Origin of the sequence: Neisseria sp. CP9 (genome assembly GCF_047758525.1) — a bacterium.
In the GTDB taxonomy this organism is placed as follows: Bacteria; Pseudomonadota; Gammaproteobacteria; order Burkholderiales; family Neisseriaceae; genus Neisseria.
On the sequence record NZ_CP180502.1, the window covers coordinates 2,882,948 to 2,908,209 of the forward strand.

Here is a 25,262-nt window from a genome sequence, read left to right on the forward strand (position 1 = left end):
GCAAGTTTTATTCGGGAAATTAACGCTCGCTCAATGCCTGTTTCATACGGGTAATCGGTTTGATCAGGTATTGGAAGATGGTTTTTTCGCCGGTTTTAATATCCACTGTGGCAACCATACCCGGAATAATCGGCATGTCTTTACCGTTTTTGTCTTTCAGGGCGTTGTTCTCAGTTTGGACGATGACTCGGTAGTAAACTTGGTTGGGGTCGAGCTTCAGATCGTTGGCACGGCTTTGCATGGAGTTGCTGACGGTATCTGCGCCGACAAGGGTAACTTTGCCTTCCAATCCACCGTAGATGGAGTAGTCATATGCGCTGACTTTGACCAGTGCGGGCTGTCCTGCGCGGACGAAGGCGATGTCTTGCGGACGGATATAGGCTTCGACAAGGAGTTTGTCGTCAACGGGAACAATTTGCATGATTTCTTCGCCCGGGTTGACTACGCCGCCGATGGTATTGATTTTGATGTTTTTGACGATGCCACGCATGGGGGAGCGGATTTGGGAGCGGTCAACCGGGTCGGCGCGCATTGCCATGTTTTCTTTGGATTGCGCCAGCTCGGATTCGGATTGCACAAGTTCGTTGTTGGCATCTGTTCTGTAACGGTTGCGGCGTTCGGCAATTTGCAGGGTCAGATCGCTGGATTCGCGGCGCATTTTGAGGAGTTCGACTTCGGACATAACGCCTTGTGCCACCATAGGTGCAGTAATGGCGATTTCGCGGTCAAGCGCCGCTTTGCTTTGTACCAGACTTTGTACGGCATCGGTCATGGCTTGGCGGCGAGCATTATATGCGGCGGTTTCGCGGCGGCGGAGTTCGGGGCTGACGCTGTTGGGGAACGTGAGTTTGCCGCCGTAAGCTTCGGCTTTCAGGCGGGCGATGGTGGCCTCGAGGTTTTGGACTTTGGCTTCGCTCTCGCGCAATACGGCAAGACTGCGCGTATCGTCGAGCTTCAGCAGGATTTGGTCTTTTTCGACCAAATCGCCTTCTTTAACCATCATTTGGGTAATGACGCCGGCGTCCAGGCTTTGGATGACTTGTTCGCGGCTGCTGGGGATAACGTTGCCGTTGCCGCGGGTTACTTCTTCGACAGTGCTGTTGTATGCCCATACGACAAAGACGACGAGCAGCAGGAAAAACAGGATGATGACCCAAAATTGGCCGCTGTGTTTTTCTTTTTGCAAGGCTGCATTCAAATCGTTAATGAGATGCAGGTCTTTGGATTTAACGTTGTTTTCGCTCATAATGATGAATCTTCGGTATCTGTTTGTTGTTTTCAAAGAGGTCGTCTGAAACGCTTTCTGCTTGTGTTTTCAGACGACCTTTTCCCTTTTCGTCATGCTTGCGCCGCTTCGCCGGGACGTTGGTTTTCCTGCGCTTGTTGTGCTGCTTTGACTTTGTTTTGCTCGTTTTGCATCAGTTTTTGCAAGACTAAATCGCGCGGGCCGTCCATAACGACTTTGCCGTTTTCCATTACGATGATGCGGTTAACGATTTGCAGCACTTGCGGACGGTGGGTGACCAAGAGCATGGTGCGGTTGCGTCCCCAGTGGGCAATCGCGTTCAATGCCATGCGTTCGGTACCTTGGTCGAGGCTGGTTGTCGGCTCGTCCAAAAGGACGACTTTGGGGTCGCGCAGCGTCATGCGTGCGAGGGCGATGATTTGTTTTTGACCGCCGGACAGACCCAAGCCGTCTTCACCCAAAGGCATATCCAAGCCTCTCGGGTGGTTGCGAATGATTTGGTCCAGACCGAAACGCTTGAGAGCAGACAGCAGGTCTTGGTCGGTTGAATAGCTGTCGGCACGCGCCAAATCCATGTTTTCGCGCAATGTACCCAAGAAAAGGCGTGGAGATTGGCTAAACAGGAGGACTTGGTTACGCAGGAAGTTCGGATCAAGTTGGCGCATATCGACGCCGTCGAGGGTTACGTTGCCTTTTTCGGTATCGTACAGACCGCTCGCCAGCTTCAGCATGGTACTTTTACCGCTGCCGATACGTCCGAGGATACCGACTTTTTCACCGGGTCGGATGTTGATGCGCAACTCGTCAACTGCGTTGTTGCTTTCGTTTTTGTATTTGAACGTTACGTTTTCAAAGGCGATATTGCCTTGAACGTTATCCAATGTAATGTATTTGCGTTCGGGACTGCGTTCGATCGGACGGGAAACAATGTCGTTCACACCTCTTAATGCCAGCTTCGCCTGTTGGAAGCGGGTAGCAAGGCCGGCAACTTGAGCCAACGGCGCCAACGCGCGGCCGGACAGGATGACGGAGGCAATCAGCGCACCCATGGTAATCCGTTCCGCATGGTTGTCGGCATGAATCAGATAGGTACCGACAACGACCAAAAAGACAGTATTGAGCTGCTGCATGGCAACGGCGAAGTTGACCATGAAGTTGCTGGTATCTTTAACTTTAATGGATGAAGCGGAGGTTTTAGCGGTGTATTCGTCCCAACGTTGTTGCGCCCATGAAGTCGCGTTGTTGGTTTTCAGGGTTTCGATGCCTTCGATGGCTTCTACGGCAAGGCCTGAACGTTGCGAACTTTCTTTCATGGATTCGTTAATGTGGCGCGACAAGGGGCGTTGGACGATGAAGCCAACAATGACGACAATCGGAATAATTGCCAAAGGAACCAATGCCAGTTTGCCACCGACTATCGAAATAACAAAGATAAACAGCAACAGGAACGGCAAATCCACCAAAGTCAACAGGCTCGCGCTGGTCATGAATTCGCGTACGGATTCAAATTCGCGCAGGTTGTTGGCGTATGAGCCGGACGAAGCGGGACGGTCGGCAAGGCGCAATGCCATCACGCGGCGGAATAAGGCGGAGCTGATAATCAGGTCGGCTTTTTTACCGGCAATGTCGGTCAAATGACCACGTATCATCTTGGCGGCAAATTCGAACAAAATGGCGAGAACAACACCGATACTCAAAACCCACAGGGTTTCATAGGCTTGGTTGGGAATGACGCGGTCGTACACGTTCATGACATACAACGAGCTGACCAAGGCGAGGAAGTTGATGATGACGGTCGCCAAAATCACTTGATAGTAATAGCTGCGGAAACGCCAAATGACTTTCCAGAACCATGCTTTGGGGAGATGGTATTCAGGCAATTCGGAACGCGTGTCCGCCGCCATTTTAGGCTTGATAAACCAGCAGTAACCCAGATACAAACCGGAAAGCTGGTCATGATCAAGCTGTTGTTCCAAGCCATCTACCTGACGGATATGATATTTTCTGTTTCGACCCGAGCCTTCGATATTGGTAATGACGGCGGCTTCTTCGTTGTGAAGAATGATCATCACAGGAACGGCAAGCGATGGAATGTCTTCCAGATTGCGCTTGGACAATGTGTTTTCAAAGCCGTGACTGCGCAAGACTTCGACGAGAGAATGATAGTTGACATTGAGTTTTTTATCCCGCACCACCTCTGCCGTCAGCGCGGCTTCTGACACAGGTGCCCCTAAGAGACGGGTAACCAACACAATATGTTCAATGATTGCTTTCATGATAATTCGCGTAATGAGTAATGATGTTAAGATTTTATGTTATTGCTTCAAGCCTGCCCAATTCGCCATTTGCGCCTGCGCAGCCAAATAATCCAACGCGGCATCACGGAAATCGTTGCGCGCTGAAATATTTTCCTGCTCGATGCTGGACAATTCGTTGTATGCGCCCAAAACGTCGGTCAGCGTGCGACGGGCAATTTTAAATTGCAGCTCGTAAGTTTTAACCACGTCTTTTTGAGCGGCAATATGTTGCGCGGCAATATCGGCACGGCGTTCGCTCTCGCGCATGTCGATTTCGGCAGTTTGGGTTTTCTCGGTAATGTCGCGCATAATCTGCTCGGATTTCGATTCGGCAGCAATCAATGCATCAGCATTTTTCTGCACATTATGGCGCGCGGCAACGTCCAAGACATTCCATGCCACATTCAGATAAAGCTGTCTGTTGTCGCGGTTCGCATTACCTTCCAAATTTACGGCGGGTAGACGTTCTGCCTTGGAAACGTCCAAATCTGCCTTCACGCTGTCGCGTTCTGCTACCTGCGCCCGATAGGAAGGATTGGTGTTGTTATCGACGGTTTTGAAACGGCGAACCAATGATTCCGCGCTGTCGTTGGCAAACGGATCTTCCAAATCTTCTGCCGTCAACTGCCGTCCGGTGTAGCGGGACAAGCGGCTCAACGCCAATTCCATCGTGCGTTGTTGTTGCGCGATTGATGATTCGACCTGCAACTGGCGCGCACGCGCTTCGATAAGTTCGGAACGGCGACCGCTGTCGTATTTCACAATAATATTCAAATCTTTCAGAAGATTATTGTGTCGAACCAAGCTCTGACGGTTAATGCGCAGGATTTCTTTTGCGCGTAATGCGGTCAAATAAAGTTTACCGATGTCGCTGCCCAAGCGTTCCTGATTTTCGAAATAACGATGATGGTAGTACTGCTCTCTGTTTTTATCGCGCCGTACCGCCGCATTGATGGCACCCCATGAATAAACATTCACAGTTCCGCGTATGCCGACACCGTCACTCATATCGCTGCTGGAATATTTGTTTTTCTGCGCCAAAACTTTGGTACCGGTCAGCGTCAACACAGGATAATGCCGAGCACGGGTTGCCTTTGTTGTGCTTTTTGCCGAATCTTCGGTCGCTTTCGCTTCCTTCACAATCGGATCGGACACCATGGCATCCCGCAAAATAGCCTTCAAAGGATATGCCTGCGCTGTTGTCGCACACACCGCCGCACAAACGGCGGCAGCAAGCTTGCCAGCGCGAAGGATGGACGACTCAGGACGATTCAAAAAAGTTTTTTTCTTCATATTATTCACAACAATACGGTTCGTCATTTATCAGATTGGCAGAGGGGTGGCCTATTGCAAATCAATTCTTTGAGCATATTATCATTAATCGGAATCCCTGTTTTCAGATTGCGATGAAAGGTAGTTATCTGCTCCTGAAAGTAACATGGATGATATTCCTACTATTGCTAAATCACGACACCGTATTAAAAACGAGCAAAAGGTCGTCTGAAAACGACCTCCTGTTTACAGATGTCCGCCAATGATTTGCAACATTTGCGCCAGTACTTTCGGATTGGCTGCCACAATATCGCCGCTTTCCAGCCAGCCTTCATTGCCGGACATATCGGTAACGATACCACCCGCCTCCTGCACAATCAGCGCGCCTGCAGCAATATCCCAAGGTTTGAGGTTGAACTCGAAGAAACCGTCCAAACGGCCGGCCGCTACGGCGCACAAATCCAACGAAGCCGCGCCTTCTCTGCGGCCTCCGGCCGTTCTTGCCAAAAAGTCTTTCAAAATAGCCAGATACTTGTCCATCATGCTTTGATCAACGACAGGGAAGCCGGTACCGATCAAGCAGCGGTTCAACTCAATGCGTGAAGAAACGCGGATACGGCGGTCGTTGAGCAACGCGCCTTTGCCGCGCGAAGCCATGTAAACGTCGTTGCGCTCAGGTGCGTACACCAAAGCTTCCTGCAACACGCCTTTGTGCAGCAGCGCCATAGAAATCGCGTATTGGGGATGGCCGTGTAAGAAGTTGGTCGTGCCGTCGAGCGGATCGATAATCCATTCGTATTCCGCAGAGGCTTTGCCGTGGGAGCCGCCTTCTTCGCAAGTGATTTTGTGATGCGGATAGGCTTCTTTAAGCGCTTCCACCAAAATCATCTCGGAATTGCGGTCAACGTCGGAAACAAAATCGTTGAATGCCTTGCTGTCAACTTTGACGGCATCCAGATTGCCGCTTGCGCGGATCATCATCTGCCCGGCTTTACGGGCGGCTTTGAAAGCGGTATTTAAAAACGGATTCATGGGTTTTCTTTCTAAATCAGGTAAAATACCGTCCGGCGCATCTGCACCGGACGCAACGTTTGCACGTTTCCGACGTTGTTAAAGAACATTTCAGACGACCTCTCAAGCTCAAAGGCGAAAGGTCGTCTGAAAACAAAAAGATGGCGTATTATACCCGATTCCCGAACAAACCGAAAACAAAACATGACTTCAGCCAAGCCCGAATTGCCCGACTATCTCGGCAACATCCGCATCATCCTCACCCGCACCAGCCATCCCGCCAATATCGGCTCTGCCGCCCGTGCTATGAAAACCATGGGGCTGCACAAACTCACCATCGTCGCCCCGAATTTAATGTCCACGCCGATGACCGGGCAGCCGCCCGTTTTCAATCCCGAAAACCCGCAAGACTTCCAACTGCCGGAGGAAAGTTTCATCCTTGCTTCCGGCGCGGCAGACGTATTGCACACCGCCGTCATTGCCGCTACGCTTGACAAAGCACTCGCCGACACCACACTTGCCTGCGCCCTTACCAGCCGCCGCCGCGAAATCACCGCCCCGCTGCAAACCCCGCGCGAACTGGTTCCCGAATTATTGCAGGCGGCACAACGCGGAGAACAAGTTGCCCTCGTCTTCGGCAACGAAACCTTCGGCTTGAGCATTGAAGAAGTACGGGCGTGCAACCGCCTGATGACCATCAACGGCAACCCCGACTATTTCTCGCTCAACCTCGCCCAAGCCGTTCAGGTCGTGTGTTATGAAATATTCAGTCAGACCGATATGCCCATGACCCACCTGCAACAGGAAGACCACGCCGCCACCCACGAGCAAATCAAAGGCATGGTCGCCCACATGGAAAGCGTCATGGACGACATCGGCTTCTTCAACCGCCGCAACAGCGAACGCCTGATGCGCCGAATGCAAAGCCTGTTCGGCCGCGCCAACACGCAAACCGAAGACATCGACATCCTGCGCGGCTTTTTCAATACCGTCAGCCATTGCTTGAAGAATAAAGACTGAAAAGGTCGTCTGAAAAATAGAACTGCACCCTAAAAGTCGGACATCCCATCCAACTTCGGGGGCAATTTTAAGACCAAATATATAGTAGATTAAATTTAAATCAGGACAAGGCGACGAAGCCACAGACAGAGACCTTTGCAATAACATAGGTTACTAAAATTTTATGCTCAATCTCATTTTCAAAATTCAAAACCTTTCTGATTTTTCCTACTTTTTGCTCAATATTAGGAAGGTTTTAGTCAATTGAAAATTTTTTGGCACATTTTTATGCGTCAAATTTCGTTAACAGACTATTTTTGCAAAGGTCTCAGACAGTACAGATAGTACGGCAAGGCGAGGCAACGCCGTACTGGTTTAAAGTTAATCCACTATACATTACATTTCAAATACCAAGTATTACTGCATATGTATCAATTCAAACTCAGCAACAAATCTCTAAAAGCATTGGGATCTTTAATAAACGTCATTTCACCGGTTTGCGGAAAGTGAAAGTCTAAAAGACGCGACACCCAAAACCGGATACAACCCGCTCTTTGGGCAATCGGGAAATATTCGCGTTCTTCATCAGACAAAGGCCTGATGCTTTCATACCCCCTGATAAAAGCATCTTGCAAGGAACTATCCAGCTTGTTCTCCGCTGTTCTTGCCCAATCATTGACGGCAATAGCCAGGTCATACATAAAATTTCCGTTGCAGGCATAGTAAAAATCGATAAAGCCTGCCACCTTCTCCCCATCCAATAAAACATTATCCTTAAACAAATCGGCATGGATAATGCCTGAAGGCAGATGATTACCCAGATTACCATCTAAATCAGCAATCTCCTTTTGCAGCAAAGCCGCATCATCTTCACTCAATACCGGCAAAAGCTGACCGCAAGCATCATGCCACCAACGGTCGTAACGCGGATTGACCATTTTTTGCGGGAAACTTTGTCCGGCAATATGCATTTTTGCCAACATGGCCCCTGTATTGAAGCATTGCATTTCCGTTGCCCAGCCGGTATCCGAGCCATTCAGGCAAGTAACCAGACAGGCAGGTTTGCCTACCAAGACAGAATCCAGCTTACCATCCTTGCGCACAATCGGAGCAGGACAAGCCACGCCATTGCTACTCAGATGCCGGCTCAATTCCAGAAAAAACGGCAACTCCTCTTGCTTCAATACCTCGAATACCGTTAAAACGTAACGCCCCGTCGTGGTGGTCAAAAAATAATTGCTGTTCGTAATCCCCTGCGCAATTCCCTGCAACGATACAAAACCGCCCAAATCGTATTGGGTCAAAAACGCCCGCATTTCCTCATCAGAAACACTTGTATAGACAGACATAGTGCAAACCTATCAATAGAAAATATAAGGGGCAATCATACCAAAAAATTCCCCTGCCAAACAGGCAAACGCCAAGCTCGCGCCATAGTCATAAAAAACAAAAAGCTCGTCTGAAAATATTTTCAGACGACCTTTTGCTTGTTGATCTCAATTAAGCTTGTTTATGCCAACGCTCGATCGATTCTTTAATGACTTGTTTCGCTTCTTCAACATCACCCCAAGATTCGACTTTGGTCGTACCTGCTTTTTTCAAGTCTTTGTAGTGGTTGAAATGGAATTCGATTTGCTTGATTAATTGTTGCGGCAAATCAGACAATGTTTTATACGCATTGCCATTATTGCGGTCATCGGCAGGAACGCAAACGATTTTATCGTCAACCTCGCCATCATCAACAAATTTCATCACGCCGATGACGCGCGCTTCCAGAAAAATGCCGGTTGCCAATGGCTGCTCTGTCACCAACAAGACATCCAATTCATCGCCATCTTCGTCTAAAGTCTGAGGGATAAAACCGTAGTTTGTAGGTTTAGAAAAAATTGCAGGTTCAACACGGTCGAGTTGGAAAGCCGCTAATTTGCGGTTCCATTCGATTTTATGATTGCTGCCTGCAGGAATTTCGTTCACAACATTAATAATGCCGCCATCGACATCACCCGGCGTCAAGATTTTATTAAAATCTGCCATTTTGCGCTCCTTATAAACAATTGCAAAAGTTAAACGCCGAAAGTATAACAAACAAAAGACATTTCTGGAAATGTATCGCTTTACGCCTAATTTATGACGTCAAAATTCTTCCGAACATCTCAAAACCATGAACATAACGGCACGAGGCGGCATTGCTTACAAATTTTATTCGATTTATTTCTAGATTTATTTCTATGTTAAATGTACAAAAACAGCACAAAATAAAAATCGACTCCTATATCGGAGTCGATTTTTATCAGGCTTAATGCCTATCTATGCTTACAGGGCATCTTTCAATGCTTTACCGGCACGGAATTTAGGAGTTTTAGCAGCAGCGATGGTCAGAGGCTCGCCGGTTTTAGGGTTGCGGCCTTGACGTTCTGCGCGTTCGCCAACGTAGAAAGTACCGAAACCGACCAGAGTTACGGTGTCGCCTTTTTTCAGAGCGTTGGTTACAGCATTGGTAGTGGCATCCAGAGCTTTTTGGGCGGCAGCTTTAGAAATGCCGGCTTCTTGAGCAATTGCTTCGATCAATTCAGACTTATTCACAATCAGTCCCTTCCTATCGTTGAAAATAATGAAATGCCCTAATACTCGGGGCTTCGTACTTTTAAGTACCTTTGCGCTTTATAGCAATTCTGAAAATACCGTGTCAAGCAAAAAATGCGGAATTGCCCTATTTTACAGGCTTTCAAGGCAAACCCGCATCTTTTGCAACACATTTTTTACAAAATCAGTGTTTGGTCGCTTTCGCCCTTGACTTAGGCTTGGCGGCTTCAACCTGCGCCTCTTCGGTACTTAAAGGCGCAACCCAAGGTGTCGGCTGACTTTCCAAGCCCAAAGCGAGGACTTCGTCTATCCATTTGACCGGATGGATGGTCAGGCCGGTTTTCACGTTTTCAGGGATTTCTTCCAAGTCTTTGACGTTGTCTTTCGGAATCAGGACGTGTTTGATGCTACCGCGCAAGGCAGCCAACAGTTTTTCCTTTAAACCGCCGATTGGCAAAACTTCGCCGCGCAGGGTGATTTCGCCTGTCATTGCCACATCGGCGCGCACCGGAATTTTGGTGAAGGCAGATACCATCGCCAAGGTCATGGCGATACCTGCACTCGGACCGTCTTTCGGCGTTGCGCCTTCTGGAACGTGAACATGGATGTCTTTTTTCTCGTAAAAATCAGGAGCCAAACCCACTGATTCTGCACGGGAACGGACAACAGACCATGCTGCGGAGACAGATTCCTTCATCACATCACCCAACTGGCCGGTACACTGAATCACGCCCTTACCCGGCAACGCCACGGCTTCGACAGTCAGCAATTCACCGCCGACTTCCGTCCACGCCAAACCGGTAACCTGTCCGATGCGGTTTTCACTTTCGGCAACGCCGTAATCGAAGCGGCGCACGCCCAAGTAGTCATGCAGGTTTTTCTCATTGACTTTAACCGCTTTAGGCTTGGCTTTGCTGGTTTTCTTGGTTTCAGACGACCTCTTCTTATCTTCGCTCAAGGTAATCTGCATCACCACCTTACGACAGATTTTGGCAATCTCGCGATCGAGCGAACGTACACCGGCTTCACGGGTGTAATAACGGATAATATCGCGCACCGCGCTTTCCTCGACCACCAATTCGCCTTCTTTCACGCCGTTGCGTTTCATTTGTTTCGGCACGAGATACTGCATGGCGATATTGATTTTTTCGTCTTCGGTATAGCCGGACAAACGGATGATTTCCATGCGGTCGAGCAACGGGGTCGGGATATTCAAACTATTAGATGTAGCAATAAACATCACATCGCTCAAGTCGTAATCCACTTCCGCATAATGATCGGCAAACTTGTTGTTTTGCTCAGGATCAAGCACCTCAAGCAATGCGCTGGCAGGATCGCCTCGGAAGTCGCTGCCCAATTTGTCGATTTCGTCGAGCAGGAACAGCGGATTCCTCACGCCCGCTTTAGCCATGTTTTGCAGGATTTTGCCGGGCATAGAGCCGATATAGGTGCGGCGATGACCGCGGATTTCGCTTTCGTCGCGCACGCCGCCTAAAGCCATGCGGACATATTGGCGACCTGTCGCTTTGGCGATGGATTCTCCTAAAGAGGTTTTACCCACACCCGGAGGACCGACCAAACACAGAATCGGACCTTTGAGCTTGTCCATACGTTTTTGGACGGCGAGGTATTCCAAAATCCGCTCTTTGACTTTTTCCAAGCCGTAATGGTCAGCGTTCAACACCAAATCGGCTTTGGCAATATCTTTGCTGACGCGGGATTTTTTCTTCCACGGCAGCTCAAGCAAAGTATCGATGTAGTTGCGTACTACGGTGGATTCCGCAGACATAGGCGGCATCATTTTGAGCTTTTTCAATTCAGACAGGCATTTTTCCTCAGCTTCTTTGGTCATGCCCGCTTCTTTGATTTTTGCTTCCAACGCATCCAGTTCGCCGCGTTCGTCTTCTTCGCCCAATTCTTTCTGAATCGCTTTCACTTGCTCGTTCAGATAATACTCGCGCTGGGATTTTTCCATCTGGCGTTTGACGCGGCCGCGGATGCGTTTTTCAACTTGCATGATGTCCAGCTCGGATTCCAACTGTGCAAGCAGAAACTCCATACGGCCGATAATGCCAAAGGTTTCCAAAATCTGTTGGCGCTGCTCCAGTTTCAACTGCAAATGCGCAGCGATGGTGTCCACCAAACGGCTGTTATCATCGATACCGTTGATGGTATTGATGATTTCGGCAGGGATTTTTTTATTTAACTTGGCGTATTGGTCAAACTGGGTAAGCAGCGTGCGACGAATCGCTTCGATATCGGGATTGTCCGCATCCGCATACTCATCGACAGCTTCGACATGGGACAGGAACAACCCGCCGCTCTCTTCAATGGTCAATACTCTGCCGCGCCGGATACCTTCGACCAACACTTTCACCGTGCCATCAGGCAGCTTCAACACCTGCAAAACCTGCGCGACCGTACCCGTACGGTGCAAATCGGACGCCGTCGGATCTTCGGTGTTCGGGTCGATTTGCGCCAGCAAAAACACCGGATCGTCATTCGCCATTGCCGCTTCCAATGCTGCAATGGATTTCGGGCGGCCTACAAACAGCGGCAACACCATATGCGGATAAACGACGACATCGCGTAAAGGCAGGGTTGCCAGTGCGCTGTATTCCTCAAAATGTTTTTCTTTTGTCGGCATATTGTTCTCTACTTGGTAATAAATTCGGAGTGTGGCTTAAATTGGGATGGAAAAGCGTATTTCAAGACTTGAAAAAGCCGATGTACGCTTCTATTTTTATCGACAACTTTTTGCGATAAAATACACGCCATTCGAGGTCGTCTGAAAGGCTGGAAAACTTTCAGACGACCTCTCGGCATACAGCACATCAGGAGTCAGCCATGACCGACCAAACCTCACTAATCGAATTCCCCTGCCAATTCCCCATCAAAGTCATGGGCAACGCGCATCCCGAATTTGAAAAAAACATCTTGGAAACCGTCCGCCAACACGCGCCCGATACTGAACCTCACCACATCACCACCCGCCAGAGCAGCAAGGGCAACTATACCGGCGCGACTATCAAAGTAAACGTCGAAAGCAAAGAGCAATTAGACAAAATCTACCGCGCCCTGACCGATCACGAAATGGTGAAAGTAGTGTACTGATATGAAAATCGTGCATAAAGGCATGGTCGAGTACCAGCCGACTTTCGAAGCCATGAAAGTGTTCAACGCAGCCCGCGACGAACATACCGAAGACGAATTATGGGTGGTTGAGCATCCGCCCGTCTTCACGCAAGGCTTGGCGGGCAAACCGGAGCATCTCCTGATTCGCGACGACATACCCGTCGTCCAAATCGACCGAGGCGGACAAATCACCTACCACGGTCCCGGCCAGTTGGTCATCTACACCATGATCAACTTCAAACGTCGCAAAACCAGCGTCCGCAACATCGTTTCCGCACTTGAAAACAGCATCATCGCCACGTTGGCGGAATACGGCATCGAAGCGGCGGCAGACCCGAAACGTCCCGGCGTTTATGTCGGCGAGCGTAAAATCGCCTCACTCGGCTTGCGTATCAAAGACGGTTCCGTCTATCACGGTCTGGCATTAAACGTAAACATGGACCTAAGCCCGTTTACCCACATCAACCCCTGCGGCTATGCCGGCATGGAAATGACCCAAATCGCGGATTTTGTCCAACCCTGCCCCACCTTGGACGAGGTTGCACAAAAACTGACCGCACACCTCGAGACACAACTCACACCGAAAGCGAACAATTAATGAGCGAAATCAAAGTTGACGATCCCAAACGCGGCGTCAAACTCAAAGGCGCGGACAAAACCGCCCGCATCCCCATCAAAGTCGTCCCCCTTCAGGAAAAACTGAAAAAGCCCGAATGGATACGCGCCAAGCTGCCTTCACGCAAATTCTTTGAAATCAAAGACATTTTACGCGAACAAAAAATGCACACCGTTTGCGAAGAAGCCTCCTGCCCGAATATCGGCGAATGTTTCAGCAAAGGCACAGCGACCTTCATGATTATGGGCGACATTTGTACCCGACGCTGCCCGTTCTGCGACGTAGGACACGGTCGTCCAAATATGCTCGACCCTGACGAACCGAAAAACCTCGCAGAATCCGTCAAAGCCATGAACCTGCGTTACGTCGTCATCACCTCCGTTGACCGCGACGACCTGCGCGACGGCGGCGCACAGCATTTCGCCGACTGCATCAAAGCCATCCGCGAAACCAGTCCGAACACCAAAATCGAAATTCTCGTTCCCGACTTCCGCGGCCGTTTGGACATCGCACTGAAAATCCTTGCCGAAACTCCGCCCGACGTGATGAACCACAACTTGGAAACACATCCGAGCCTGTACAAAAAAGCCCGTCCGGGTGCCAACTATCAGCACTCCCTCGACCTGCTGCGCCGCTACAAAGAAATGATGCCGCACATTCCGACCAAATCCGGCATCATGGTCGGCTTGGGCGAAACAGACGAAGACGTACGCGAAATCATGCGCGATATGCGGGCGCACAATATCGAGATGATTACCATCGGCCAGTACCTCCAGCCTTCAGACGGACACCTGCCCGTCTTGCGTTACGTCACGCCCGACCAGTTCAAAATCTTTGAAAAAGAAGCGTACGAACTGGGCTTCACCAACGCCGCCATCGGCGCCATGGTCCGCTCAAGCTACCATGCCGACGAGCAGGCTGCCGAAGCATTACGCGAAAGCCATGGCGGCGGTTGCGGCCATCACTGATAACAAAAGGTCGTCTGAAAATTTTCAGACGACCTTTTTTCAAACAAGCGGCTTAAACTTTATACGTCATACGTTCCCATCACGCTTGCGCTGCCTAAGATATGTCCCTGCATGGCAAAGTGCAGGTCGTTGAAGCGGAAGCCGCGCGGCAGGTTTAATACGGTGTCGAGTGCGTAAACGATGAGTTCGTAGCGGTGGCGGCAGTTGGGCGGATACATGCCGCCGTAGCCTGTGGCTTCTTCGATGTCCAACTTGCCCAACAGGCTCGCCCAACTGTTTGCGCCTTGCGTGTAGTCAGTGGCGGTCAGGCTTTCGTTTTCGGCAACGGAGGTGCGCTTGAGGTCGGCAATCAGCCAATGTGTCCACACGAATCCGCTAGCGGTAATGGCGTCTTTGTCTTCCAAAACGACGGCAAAGAATTTCGTACCTTCGGGCGCGCCGCTGATTTCAAAGGGGATGGAGTAAGTCGGCATATTGTTCGGACTGAACTGGCTGCCGCGCTTGCCGTATTTGTCTTCAAATTCGCCGTTGACAATGGCTGAAGTCGTTACCTGCATAGTGTTCTCCTGTGGGGTTGGGAAAGGGGTCGTCTGAAAAAGGAAGGCTTGTTCAGACGGCGGGTGGATTGTCCGGTTTGCTATGGCTGCTGTTTTCAGACGACCTGTTTTTATACCTGCCAGTCTATCGGCGTTATCCCGTTTTCCTGCAAATAGGCATTGGCGCGGGAAAAGTGTTTGCAGCCGAAGAAGCCGCGATAGGCGGACAACGGCGAGGGGTGTGGCGCGCTAAGGACGAGATGGCGGCTGCGGTCAATAAATGCGCCTTTTTTCTGCGCGTGGCTGCCCCAAAGCATGAAGACAACGTGTTCGCGGTTTTGGTTGATTTGGTTGACCACTTCGTCGGTAAAGCGTTCCCAACCCAATGTGGCATGGGAATGCGCCTGTCCCGCGCGGACGGTGAGGACGGTATTGAGCAGTAAAACGCCCTGCTCCGCCCAATGTTGCAGATAGCCGTGTTGCGGGATACGGAAGCCTTCGATGTCGTCCGCCAACTCTTTGTAAATATTGACCAACGAGGGCGGGACGGCTATGCCTTCACGGACGGAAAACGCCAAACCGTGCGCCTGCCCTGCGCCGTGATACGGGTCTTGCCCCAAAATCACGACTTTGACGTTACCAAATTCGGTTGCCTTAAAGGCGTTGAACACATCTTCGGCAGGCGGATAGATAATCCGTCCCATGCCGCGCTCTTTTTTGACGGTTTCGATGATGTGTTGGAAATAGGGTTCGGACTTTTCCGAGCCGATTGCTTCGTGCCAAGTTTGCATATTGATGCCTTCATGATCGTGAAAAATGATTATAACGCAGCAAAATGGAGATGACGCCTTTTCTGCCGACCTTCCATTTCCTCCTGACGCATCAAATAAAATATTGTCATGATTGAATTGTCAGTCAGCCGTTGTGCCGTTATGATTGAGCCTGTCCCACCCGAATCTTAAGGAATCTATATGACTACTTGGTTTATCGTTGCCGCCGCCGTCCTGATTGTCGAGCTGTTTGTCGGTACTGTATATCTCTTGGTTGTCAGCGCGGCTTTGTTCGGCGCGGGATTGGTGTATTGGCTGACCGGTAATAATTCGATTGCTGTTGCTGCGGCAGCCGTTTTGTCCGCCGCTGGTATCTGGCTGGTACACGGCAAGTTCAAAAAAACTGCGCCTCGTCAGGAGCTGAACGATGATTTGGACATCGGACAGACCGTTCATATCCTCCAGCGCCTTCACGGCGATTGCTATGAAGTTGCTTATCGGGGAACGCACTGGCAGGCGCAGGCTGAAAATGCCGATGCCGTTCAGACGACCTCTACCGCCGTGATTACCGGTAAAAACGGTAATGTTTTACTCATTCGTTTAAATTGATTGATAAAATCGAAAGGAGCATCATGGGCGAATTGATTACCCTTCCTGAAAATATTCATCTATTAATATTAATCTTTGCTCTCACCGCATAAGGAAAAAACAATGGAATTTTTATACAGTTTCCCCGTCATCCTGTTGCTTGTCGTCGTAATTTTCGGCTTCAAAGCCTTTATCGTCGTGCCGCAGCAGGAAGTTTACGTCGTTGAACGCCTCGGCAGATTTCACAACGCGCTGACCGCCGGTCTGAACATCCTGATTCCTTTCGTTGACCGCGTTGCCTACCGCCACTCGCTCAAAGAAGTGCCTTTGGACGTTCCCAGCCAAGTTTGTATCACCCGCGACAACACCCAGCTTACCGTTGACGGCATTATCTATTTCCAAGTAACCGATCCGAAACTCGCTTCCTACGGCTCCAGCAACTACATCATGGCGATTACCCAGCTCGCCCAAACCACGCTGCGTTCGGTTATCGGCCGCATGGAGTTGGATAAAACGTTTGAAGAGCGCGACGAAATCAACAGCATCGTCGTTTCCGCGCTCGACGAAGCGGCAGGCGCATGGGGCGTGAAAGTATTGCGTTACGAAATCAAAGACTTGGTTCCGCCGCAAGAAATTCTGCGTTCTATGCAGGCGCAAATTACCGCCGAACGTGAAAAACGTGCCCGTATCGCCGAATCCGAAGGCCGCAAAATCGAGCAAATCAACCTTGCCAGCGGTCAGCGCGAAGCGGAAATCCAACAGTCTGAAGGTGAAGCGCAAGCCGCTATCAACGCGTCGAACGGTGAAAAAATCGCCCGCATCAACCGCGCACAAGGTGAAGCCGAAGCCTTGCGCCTGGTTGCCGAAGCCAACGCCGACGCCATCCGCAAAATCGCCGAGGCTGTCCGCGCAGAAGGTGGCTCCGAAGCCGTCAACCTGAAAGTTGCCGAGCAATATGTCGAAGCATTCAGCAATTTGGCAAAAGAAAGCACAACTCTGATTATGCCTGCCAACGTGGCTGACATCGGCAGCCTGGTTTCAGCCGGACTGAAGATTGTCGACGGCAACAAAGCGGCAAAATAAACCTTACGTTTTGCCATAAGGTCGTCTGAAAACGAGTGCAATGCGTTTCGCTAGAATAAAGAGCGAATTTCGCCAAACCGTTTTTCAGACGACCTTTATTCACATGATGGCAGACAGAATGCCCATCTGACCATGCTTCAAGACATTCTGATTGTTACCAAAGACCAATTCAATGACTCAGAAAACACACACCATCAAAACCTACCTCGTCGGCGGCGCCGTCCGCGATTATCTTTTAGGTTTGCCTGTCAAAGACCGCGACTGGGTGGTCGTCGGTGCTGACGCGCAAACTATGTTGGCGCAAGGCTTCCAGCCGGTCGGCAAAGATTTTCCCGTGTTCCTCCACCCCGAAACCCACGAAGAATACGCCCTCGCCCGTACCGAACGCAAAACCGCCAAGGGCTATGCCGGATTCAGTTTTCACGCCGATAAAGACGTTACGCTGGAGCAGGATTTGATGCGCCGCGACCTGACCATCAACGCAATGGCGCAGGATTCAGACGACCTCATCATCGACCCTTTCGGCGGACAACAGGATTTGGCGGCAGGTATTTTGCGCCACGTCTCGCCCGCATTTGCCGAAGACCCCGTCCGCATCCTGCGTACCGCCCGCTTTGCCGCGCGCTACGGGTTTGAAATCGCTGAAGAAACCATGAAACTGATGCGGCAAATGGTAGAAAACGGCGAAGCGGACGCTTTGGTCGCCGAGCGCGTCTGGCAGGAGTTGGCGAAAGGTTTGATGGAAAAAAATCCGCGCAGAATGATTGAAGTGTTGCGCGAATGCGGCGCGCTCAAAGTCTTGCTGCCCGAAGTCGATGCCCTCTTCGGCGTGCCGCAACGCGCCGACTATCATCCCGAAATCGACAGCGGCATCCATACCCTGATGACGCTGCAACGTACCGCCGATATGGGGCTGAGCCTGCCTGAACGCTACGCCGCCCTGCTGCACGACTTGGGCAAAGCCAAAACCCCGCCCGACATCCTGCCCAAACACCACGGACACGACCTCGCCGGCGTCGAACCCGTACGCGAAGTCAATCAGAAGCTGCGCGCGCCAAAACACTGCGCCGAGCTTGCCGAACTGGTCTGCCGCTGGCACATCATGTTCCACCAAGTCGAGCAGTTCAAAAACAAAACTATCTTAAGCGTTTTGAAAAAAACCGATGCTTTCAGACGACCCGAACGCTTCGCCGCTGCCTTAAACGTCTGCATTGCCGACAAACAAGGCCGCCTGAACCGCGAAAACGCTCCCTACCCGCAACGCGCGCACTGGCTCGCCCTGCTCGAAGCCGCCAACAAAGTGGATTCGGGCAAAATCGCCGCCGAATGCCGCGCGCAGGAAAAAGCGCACCTTATCGCCGAAGAAATCGACCGGGCGCGGTTGGCACAAATCGCCCCGCTGCAAAAAGCGTATAAGACAGAAAGATTAGGAAGCTATTGATGACATCTTCACGTTATAAAATCGAACGCGCGCCCGACAGCATTACTGTGTCTGCGCGTGTTGTACATGACTTGCAGGAAATTGGCTCTACCGCTCTATTTCTTATACTTTCTTTTGCTCTTACATGCATCGCGCCGTTTTACCTTGAAGAGCATTATTTCACTGATCCAATAATAATTCTTATCCATATACTTTTTACTTTCTACCTAGTCGGCTCACTGGTTTACGACCTTCTTTGGCAACTTTTCGTACGTGAAAACATCAAGATCCGTAACCATACCCTGTCTCATGGTTATACCTTGTTCTCCATTGGGCGTTGGCGTAGTTTCCCGCTGTCAGAAATCTCCGAATGGCAGTTTCGTGACAATATTCCCAAAGCTCCTGTTGCAAGAGAAAGGGAAGCTGAGTACCCAAACAAAAACTACTACCAAAATGGTATAAAACAACCAAAAAACGATATTCCCAATATCTTACGTATCCAAAAATGCAAACAAGGCGCATGGTCTTTCGATTATCAGAAAAAAACCATACTTATCGGCGATTTTTTTGACAGCCGTGATGCTCAGATAATCAATACTGAATTGAACAGGTTTATCCCAGCATCCGCTAAAGCCCGTCAACTTTCAGACGACCTTTGAAACAGCCGCCGCCATATCCGCTATAATCTGCCTCTCAGCTATTTAGTCCAACCATAAAAATCATGACCATTCAGACCGATTTATTGCTTAAAATCAACAACGAAGATTACCAACGCCTCATCCTCAAACACAGCGTAGAATTCAGCGAAGGTGAAATCCGCCTGCTGAACGAAATCCTCGAAAAATTCACCTTCGACGTCGTTCAGGCGCAGGCATTGGCGCAGGCGGTGATGCAGCAGGTGCGCTTCGACCCCAACGCCTACCACATCGACAGCGACGACGAAGACACCACAGGCATCTGCCCCCACTGCATCAACCCGCCCATGCCGCCCCTGCGCGATTACCTCGTTTGGCGCGAAACACGCGGCTGAATCCCTTTCAAAAAGGTCGTCTGAAAACGGCAAACCGCTTTTCAGACGACCCCGAACCCACCGGAAAACCCATGCTGCAAACCGACAACCTGACCGCCGCCCAGCCCCAGCGCATCATCACCGCCCAAAGCATCTCCTCGCAGGAAGAGCTGCTCGAGCGCGCCCTGCGCCCTAAAACGCTGGACGACTATATCGGGCAAGACAAAGCCAAAGAACAGCTCGCCATCTTCATCCAAGCCGCCAAAAAACGCGGCGAAGCCCTAGACCACACCCTACTCTTCGGCCCGCCCGGACTGGGCAAAACCACGCTGGCGCACATCATCGCCAAAGAGCTGGGCGTCAACCTGCGCCAAACCAGCGGCCCCGTCCTCGAACGCGCCGGCGACCTTGCTGCCCTTCTGACCAATCTCGAGCCGCACGACGTATTGTTCATTGACGAAATCCACCGCCTCAGCCCTGTCGTCGAAGAAATCCTCTACCCCGCGCTCGAAGACTACCAGCTCGACATCATGATAGGCGAAGGCCCTGCCGCCCGTTCCGTCAAAATCGACCTGCCACCCTTCACGCTCGTCGGCGCGACCACCCGCGCAGGTATGCTGACCAACCCTCTGCGCGACCGCTTCGGTATCGTTGCCCGCTTGGAGTTTTACCAAAATCAAGACCTTGCCACCATCGTCAGCCGTTCCGCACAATTACTGCAACTCGACATGGGCGAAGAAGGCGCAATGGAAGTCGCCAAACGCAGCCGCGGTACACCCCGCATCGCCAACCGCCTGCTGCGCCGCGTACGCGATTTTGCCGATGTGAAAAACAACGGCGTAATCGATGCCACCGTCGCCGATGCCGCTTTAAGTATGCTGGATGTGGACGCGCAAGGTTTGGACGTCATGGACAGAAAATTCCTCGAAGCCATCCTGCACAAATTCAGCGGCGGTCCCGTCGGCCTCGACAACGTTGCCGCCGCCATCGGCGAATCCACGGACACCATCGAAGACGTTATCGAACCCTACCTCATCCAACAAGGCTTCCTGCAACGCACCCCGCGCGGCAGAATGGCCACCGAACGCGCCTACCTGCACTTCGGCTTGAAAATGGAAAAATAAGCGTATTGAAATGAAGAAAGGTCGTCTGAAACCGGATTTTTGGTTTTCAGACGACCTTTTGTTATCAGCGTAATTGGTGCGGATAGGCTTCAAGGCAGAGCAAGGCAATCAAGCCCGAAATGATATATAGTGGATTAAATTTAAATCAGGACAAGGCGACGAAGCCGCAGACAGTACAGCTAGTACGGCAAGGCGAGGCAACGCCGTACTGGTTTAAATTTAATCCACTATAAAAATTGGGAAACGATTTGCCAAGCAGTTCAGCACATTAGGCCACAGAAGCCAATTCCTTCCTCATGGCATCAATCACCGCCTTATAGTCCGGCTTGCCAAAGATGGCGGAACCTGCCACAAAAGTATCGGCACCCGCCGCCGCAACGGCGGCGATATTGTCGGTTTTGATGCCGCCGTCCACTTCGATGGCGATGTGCCGCCCGCTTTGCGCTTCGTACTGATCCAACATCGCCCGAACTTGACGGATTTTTTCAAGGGTGTGCGGGATGAAGCTTTGTCCGCCGAAACCGGGGTTGACCGACATCAACAATACCATGTCCAACCTGTCCAATACGTTTTCCAAAACGTAGGCGGGAGTGGCCGGATTCAACACCAATCCTGCCTGACAGCCCGCATCTTTAATCAGGCTGAGGCTGCGGTCGATATGGCGGCTGGCTTCGGGATGAAACGTGATAATCGTCGCCCCTGCTTTGGCAAATGACTGAATCAGATCGTCAACGGGTTCGACCATCAGATGCACATCAATCGGCACGGTGACATAAGGCTTCAACGCTGCGCAGACCATAGGGCCGAAAGTCAGATTCGGCACATAATGATTGTCCATCACGTCGAAATGAATCAAATCGGCTCCCGCTTCGATAACTTTCGTTACTTCTTCACCCAAACGGGCAAAATCGGCGGATAAGATACTGGGCGCAATACGGAAATTGTGGTTCATAGAAATCCAGTCGGATGGTGTGGTTTGATAAACGGATAATTTTTCATATTCTACCACCAACGCCTCACGCAACACTAACTATGCATTATTAATATTTAACAAAAGTAAGCATATGCATAAATAATTATAGGTTAAGGATATGTTTTGTCAGAAATAAAATAAAGATATGAAGTTAACAAAAGTTAACTGGAGGGATACTGCCTTTCACACGCTAATCGGGTATATTTGCGCGGTTACGGAAACTAGGAAAACGCTGTGTCTGTCGGATTCAAATCTTATTTACCCCTCTGTGCATTATCGGTTGCGCTGCTGGCGGCTGTCGGTCAAGCGCACGCCGGCCCCCAATATATCAAGCTGGACGATTTTCAAGCCAATTGCGACATCCGCTCCCTTAATCTGACGCAAGACCAACACAATGCTTTGCGCCGTATCCGTAATGATTACAAACAGGCATCGGACAAGGCATACCGCAAACTCGTCCGCACAGACCGTAACCGCCGCCAAGTCATTATGAAAATCCTTGCGGCAGATAATTTCGATCAAAACAACGCCCGCGATTATGTCGAAACCCGCTACTTGTCGAGCATGGACTTCGCCGTGGAAGAATTGGAAATCCAACACCGTTTCTACCACCTGCTCAATCCGCGCCAACGCCAGATTTGGCTCTCTTCCTGCCTTCGCTGACATATCGCTTTCCTGATTGGTCCGTACAAAAAGGTCGTCTGAAATCCTGTTTCAGACGACCTTTTAAACGATATGGCGATTCAAAGCGATGCGGCCGGAAGCAATTGAACCGGAAAAGGCTTTCCCTACCCTTATCCTCCCACAGATTTCAGTACGGCAGACCTATTTCCCAAAAACTCAATCCAAAACCCGTTGTTCCGGCAAACGCCCTGCCCAATCGCACGCAAACTGCCAAGCCGAACGTCCCGAGCGGTTGCCGCGCATTTGCGCCCATTGCAATGCCGCCTTGTGTGCCGTTTCATCAAAATCCACGCCGAAATCATCCAACCAATTTTCAACCGCTTGGAGGTAGTCGTTTTGATCAAACGGATAAAAACTCAACCACAAACCGAAACGGTCGGACAGGGAAATTTTTTCTTCAACAGCTTCTTTTTGATGAATTTCGCCGCGTATGCCCGTTGTCCCGATATTTTCATCCATATATTCAGGCATCAGGTGGCGCCGGTTGGACGTCGCGTACACCAACACGTTGCTGCATCTTTGCGACAAACCGCCGTCCAATGCGGTTTTCAGGGCTTTGTAGGTTTCATCACCGGTTTCAAACGATAGGTCATCGCAGAATACGATGAATTTTTCGGGACGGTCTTTCAGCAAAAAAAGCAGCGCGGGCAGGCTGACCAAATCGCTCTTATCAACTTCAATCAGACGCAGCCCTTGCTCGGCATATTCGTGCAACAGGGCTTTGACTAGCGAGGATTTGCCCGTTCCGCGCGAGCCGCTCATCAAAACATTATTCGCAGATCGGCCTGCCAAAAACTGCTCGGTATTGCGTTTGAGCTTTTCGGTTTGCGTCCCGACGGCAGCCAGACGGTCAAGCGGGAATGTATGCGGGTTTGGCAGGCTCTCCAAAATCCCTTTTTTACCAACGCTGTGCCAACGGTATGCCAAAGCGCTCCAGTCGGTTTTGCCGGGTTCTTCGGGCAACACCAAATCAAGACGGTTCAAAACGGAATAGGCTTTTTGCAAAAAGGCGGCAAGTTTCATATATATCCCTATTGTTCTGATGTAACAGGATTTTGCTGCGCCATCACACGCATCACGGTATCGACAACGGCTTGGGTTTGCGGATCGACTTCGATATTGATGACGTCGCCCTCTTTCCGGCTGCCGAACAAAGTGCGCGTCAAAGTTTCCGGAATCAGATGGACATTGAATTCCGTTTCGGCAACATCGCCTATGGTCAGGCTGCAACCGTCCAAGCCGACAAAGCCTTTGCTCAAAATATAGGGTTTGAGTTCAGTCGGCAGTGCAAACCATACTGTGCGGTTAAACTCGCTGCGTTCTATCCGCGTAATCTGCGTAGTCGTCATGATATGCCCACTCATGACGTGTCCGCCAATTTCATTGCCGAAACGGGCGGCACGTTCGAGATTAACGGCATCTCCCGTTTTCAGACGACCTAAATTGGTCTTTTCCAAGGTTTCTTTCATCAAATCAAAGCTGACCGTATCGCCGTCGATTTGGGTAATGGTCAGGCAGCAGCCGTTGTTGGCGACGGATGCGCCGATTTGCAGATGCTCGGTCATCCCATCGGGCAGTTTGACGACATGGGTACGGAAATCGGCGGACGGTTCGCGGATAGCGATGATTTCGCCGACACCTTGGACGATACCTGTAAACATGGGAGATTCTCCAATCGGTTTATTTGATGCGTTTGAAAACCAAATCCCAAACGCCGTGCCCCAAACGTTTGCCGCGGGCTTCAAATTTCGTTTCGGGACGGTAGTCGGGCGTAGGCGCGTAATCGGCGGCGGTATTTTGCAAATTGTCAAAACCACTCAACACTTCCAGCATCTGCTGCGCGTATTCTTCCCAGTCGGTCGCCAGATGGATATAGCCGCCAACTTTCAGCTTGGGCAGCAGTTTCTGCACAAACGGCGTTTGTACCAAGCGGCGTTTGTTATGGCGTTTTTTGTGCCAAGGGTCGGGAAAGAAAATGTGGATGCCGTCGAGCACGTCGTCTGAAAGCATATTTTCCACCACTTCGACCGCATCGTGCCGCATTACACGGATATTGCCGATGTGTTCTTCTTCAATCAATTTCAGAATGTTGCCGACGCCGGGACCGTGTACATCAATCGCCAAAAAGTCGGTATCAGGCAGGCGCTTGGCAATTTCAACAGTCGCCACACCCATTCCGAAACCGATTTCCAACACCTTGGGACGGTCGCTGCCGAAACGCTGATTCAAATCCAACACAGAATCTTGGTAATCGATGCCAAACTGCGGCCACATTGTATCAATGGCACGCTGCTGCGCCGCAGTCATATGCCCTTGGCGCAACACAAAGCTGCGGATGGAGCGTTTGTGCGCTTCAGGAACGGTGGAATCCGGAGTTATTTCGTTCATAAATTATTTCTTGTATCTGATAAAACTGGGGAAAGGTCGTCTGAAAATTCTTCAATATGGTTTCAGACGACCTCTGAATGTATGGGGTCAACCGTTAAACGGTTTGAGACCTTTGCAAAAATAGTCTTTTAACGAAATTTAACGCATAAAAATGCGCCAAAAAATTTCAATTGACTAAAATCTTCCTAATATTAGGCAAAAAGTAGGAAAATCAGAAAGGTTTTGCATTTTGAAAATGGGATTGAGCATAAAATTTTAGTAACTTATGTTATTGCAAAGGTCTCGGTTTGTTTTTATCGTTGATGAATAAACATGAGCCAAGCCGCTGACAGTATCAATCCTGCCGAATTTGTTTGCTTACTGTTTTAAAGCATGACTAAATGGTTGACTTGGAGCTTAGGCACGCATTCTTGCTCATCCATTATATAGTGGATTACCTTTGAACCAGTACGGCGTTGCCTCGCCTTGCCGTACTATCTGTACTGTCTGCGGCTTCGTCGCCTTGTCCTGATTTAAATTTAATCCACTATATCGTTAATGAAATCACTATTACTGATGCC

Annotated in this window: 25 protein-coding genes; 11 read left to right on the forward strand and 14 right to left on the reverse strand. The window is 50.4% G+C overall.

Annotated features, from left to right (window positions below):
• Positions 1 to 19: 19 nt before the first annotated feature.
• The 4 genes from ACMYUL_RS14020 to ACMYUL_RS14035 form a co-directional block, all read right to left on the reverse strand.
• On the reverse strand, positions 20 to 1,246 hold the full coding sequence (locus ACMYUL_RS14020) for an HlyD family type I secretion periplasmic adaptor subunit (protein WP_003756845.1): 1,227 nt from the start codon (positions 1,244 to 1,246) through the stop codon (positions 20 to 22).
• A gap of 92 nt (positions 1,247 to 1,338) precedes the next feature.
• Positions 1,339 to 3,522, reverse strand: a complete 2,184-nt coding sequence (locus tag ACMYUL_RS14025; RefSeq protein ID WP_415771247.1) for a type I secretion system permease/ATPase — start codon at positions 3,520 to 3,522, stop codon at positions 1,339 to 1,341.
• Positions 3,523 to 3,561: 39 nt separating this feature from the next.
• Positions 3,562 to 4,863 (reverse strand): TolC family protein, encoded by a 1,302-nt coding sequence (locus ACMYUL_RS14030; protein WP_107825212.1) that lies wholly within the window; start codon positions 4,861 to 4,863, stop codon positions 3,562 to 3,564.
• Positions 4,864 to 5,061: 198 nt separating this feature from the next.
• On the reverse strand, positions 5,062 to 5,847 hold the full coding sequence (locus ACMYUL_RS14035) for an inositol monophosphatase family protein (protein WP_415771249.1): 786 nt from the start codon (positions 5,845 to 5,847) through the stop codon (positions 5,062 to 5,064).
• A 183-nt stretch (positions 5,848 to 6,030) separates the two neighbouring features.
• Between ACMYUL_RS14035 and ACMYUL_RS14040 the strand changes: the two genes are divergently transcribed.
• Positions 6,031 to 6,846 (forward strand): RNA methyltransferase, encoded by an 816-nt coding sequence (locus ACMYUL_RS14040; RefSeq protein WP_415771251.1) that lies wholly within the window; start codon positions 6,031 to 6,033, stop codon positions 6,844 to 6,846.
• Positions 6,847 to 7,256: 410 nt separating this feature from the next.
• On the opposite strand, the gene thrB is transcribed toward ACMYUL_RS14040, so the two are convergent.
• From thrB to lon, 4 genes are all read right to left on the reverse strand, one after another.
• On the reverse strand, positions 7,257 to 8,174 hold the full coding sequence (gene thrB / locus ACMYUL_RS14045) for a homoserine kinase (RefSeq protein WP_415771253.1): 918 nt from the start codon (positions 8,172 to 8,174) through the stop codon (positions 7,257 to 7,259).
• A 151-nt stretch (positions 8,175 to 8,325) separates the two neighbouring features.
• The gene (locus ACMYUL_RS14050; RefSeq protein WP_415772981.1) at positions 8,326 to 8,859 is read right to left on the reverse strand and encodes an inorganic diphosphatase; all 534 of its coding nucleotides are present in this window, start codon (positions 8,857 to 8,859) and stop codon (positions 8,326 to 8,328) included.
• Between the two features lie 279 nt (positions 8,860 to 9,138).
• Positions 9,139 to 9,408 carry an HU family DNA-binding protein gene (locus ACMYUL_RS14055; protein WP_003677477.1) on the reverse strand — a complete coding sequence of 90 codons (270 nt, stop codon included), beginning with the start codon at positions 9,406 to 9,408 and terminating at the stop codon, positions 9,139 to 9,141.
• 184 nt (positions 9,409 to 9,592) lie between these two features.
• Positions 9,593 to 12,055 carry an endopeptidase La gene (gene lon / locus ACMYUL_RS14060; protein ID WP_415771255.1) on the reverse strand — a complete coding sequence of 821 codons (2,463 nt, stop codon included), beginning with the start codon at positions 12,053 to 12,055 and terminating at the stop codon, positions 9,593 to 9,595.
• 200 nt (positions 12,056 to 12,255) lie between these two features.
• Here lon and ACMYUL_RS14065 point away from each other — a divergent pair, with 200 nt between their 5' ends.
• From ACMYUL_RS14065 to lipA, 3 genes are read left to right on the forward strand one after another with little or no spacing between them, the layout of a single operon-like run.
• Positions 12,256 to 12,522 (forward strand): YbeD family protein, encoded by a 267-nt coding sequence (locus ACMYUL_RS14065; RefSeq protein ID WP_209283212.1) that lies wholly within the window; start codon positions 12,256 to 12,258, stop codon positions 12,520 to 12,522.
• Between the two features lies 1 nt (position 12,523).
• Positions 12,524 to 13,141 (forward strand): lipoyl(octanoyl) transferase LipB, encoded by a 618-nt coding sequence (lipB, locus tag ACMYUL_RS14070; RefSeq protein ID WP_209283213.1) that lies wholly within the window; start codon positions 12,524 to 12,526, stop codon positions 13,139 to 13,141.
• Entirely contained in the window at positions 13,141 to 14,127 is a 987-nt protein-coding gene (lipA, locus tag ACMYUL_RS14075; protein WP_019271297.1) for a lipoyl synthase, read from the forward strand. The genes lipB and lipA overlap by 1 nt, the downstream gene beginning before the upstream one ends.
• 59 nt (positions 14,128 to 14,186) lie before the next feature.
• Here lipA and ACMYUL_RS14080 read toward each other — a convergent pair whose 3' ends face one another.
• Positions 14,187 to 14,684 carry a YbhB/YbcL family Raf kinase inhibitor-like protein gene (locus tag ACMYUL_RS14080; RefSeq protein WP_415771258.1) on the reverse strand — a complete coding sequence of 166 codons (498 nt, stop codon included), beginning with the start codon at positions 14,682 to 14,684 and terminating at the stop codon, positions 14,187 to 14,189.
• Positions 14,685 to 14,794: 110 nt separating this feature from the next.
• On the reverse strand, positions 14,795 to 15,454 hold the full coding sequence (gene ung, locus ACMYUL_RS14085; protein WP_415771260.1) for a uracil-DNA glycosylase: 660 nt from the start codon (positions 15,452 to 15,454) through the stop codon (positions 14,795 to 14,797).
• A 180-nt stretch (positions 15,455 to 15,634) separates the two neighbouring features.
• Between ung and ACMYUL_RS14090 the strand changes: the two genes are divergently transcribed.
• The 6 genes from ACMYUL_RS14090 to ruvB all read left to right on the forward strand — a co-directional run bounded on the left by ACMYUL_RS14090 (position 15,635) and on the right by ruvB (position 20,657).
• Positions 15,635 to 16,042 carry an NfeD family protein gene (locus ACMYUL_RS14090; protein WP_415771262.1) on the forward strand — a complete coding sequence of 136 codons (408 nt, stop codon included), beginning with the start codon at positions 15,635 to 15,637 and terminating at the stop codon, positions 16,040 to 16,042.
• Between the two features lie 102 nt (positions 16,043 to 16,144).
• Entirely contained in the window at positions 16,145 to 17,104 is a 960-nt protein-coding gene (locus ACMYUL_RS14095; RefSeq protein ID WP_415771263.1) for an SPFH domain-containing protein, read from the forward strand.
• 193 nt (positions 17,105 to 17,297) lie between these two features.
• Positions 17,298 to 18,545, forward strand: coding sequence for a multifunctional CCA addition/repair protein (locus tag ACMYUL_RS14100; protein WP_415772983.1), 1,248 nt, complete (start codon positions 17,298 to 17,300; stop codon positions 18,543 to 18,545).
• Entirely contained in the window at positions 18,545 to 19,183 is a 639-nt protein-coding gene (locus tag ACMYUL_RS14105; RefSeq protein WP_415771265.1) for a hypothetical protein, read from the forward strand. Before ACMYUL_RS14100 ends, ACMYUL_RS14105 begins: the two co-directional genes overlap by 1 nt.
• 62 nt (positions 19,184 to 19,245) lie before the next feature.
• Positions 19,246 to 19,554, forward strand: a complete 309-nt coding sequence (locus tag ACMYUL_RS14110; protein WP_415771267.1) for a hypothetical protein — start codon at positions 19,246 to 19,248, stop codon at positions 19,552 to 19,554.
• Between the two features lie 71 nt (positions 19,555 to 19,625).
• Positions 19,626 to 20,657 carry a Holliday junction branch migration DNA helicase RuvB gene (gene ruvB / locus ACMYUL_RS14115; RefSeq protein ID WP_415772985.1) on the forward strand — a complete coding sequence of 344 codons (1,032 nt, stop codon included), beginning with the start codon at positions 19,626 to 19,628 and terminating at the stop codon, positions 20,655 to 20,657.
• Positions 20,658 to 20,925: 268 nt separating this feature from the next.
• On the opposite strand, the gene rpe is transcribed toward ruvB, so the two are convergent.
• Entirely contained in the window at positions 20,926 to 21,609 is a 684-nt protein-coding gene (rpe, locus tag ACMYUL_RS14120) for a ribulose-phosphate 3-epimerase (protein ID WP_415771269.1), read from the reverse strand.
• A 255-nt stretch (positions 21,610 to 21,864) separates the two neighbouring features.
• Here rpe and ACMYUL_RS14125 point away from each other — a divergent pair, with 255 nt between their 5' ends.
• On the forward strand, positions 21,865 to 22,293 hold the full coding sequence (locus tag ACMYUL_RS14125; protein ID WP_415771271.1) for a Spy/CpxP family protein refolding chaperone: 429 nt from the start codon (positions 21,865 to 21,867) through the stop codon (positions 22,291 to 22,293).
• A gap of 177 nt (positions 22,294 to 22,470) precedes the next feature.
• Here ACMYUL_RS14125 and ACMYUL_RS14130 read toward each other — a convergent pair whose 3' ends face one another.
• Genes ACMYUL_RS14130 through trmB form a run of 3 tightly spaced genes read right to left on the reverse strand, consistent with a single transcriptional unit; the run spans position 22,471 to position 24,702 of the window.
• A complete protein-coding gene (locus ACMYUL_RS14130; RefSeq protein WP_415771273.1) occupies positions 22,471 to 23,337 on the reverse strand; it encodes an ATP-binding protein in 867 nt (288 codons plus the stop codon).
• An 8-nt stretch (positions 23,338 to 23,345) separates the two neighbouring features.
• Positions 23,346 to 23,975, reverse strand: a complete 630-nt coding sequence (locus tag ACMYUL_RS14135; RefSeq protein WP_415771275.1) for a riboflavin synthase subunit alpha — start codon at positions 23,973 to 23,975, stop codon at positions 23,346 to 23,348.
• 19 nt (positions 23,976 to 23,994) lie between these two features.
• Positions 23,995 to 24,702 (reverse strand): tRNA (guanosine(46)-N7)-methyltransferase TrmB, encoded by a 708-nt coding sequence (gene trmB, locus ACMYUL_RS14140; RefSeq protein ID WP_003767951.1) that lies wholly within the window; start codon positions 24,700 to 24,702, stop codon positions 23,995 to 23,997.
• Positions 24,703 to 25,262 lie beyond the last annotated feature (560 nt).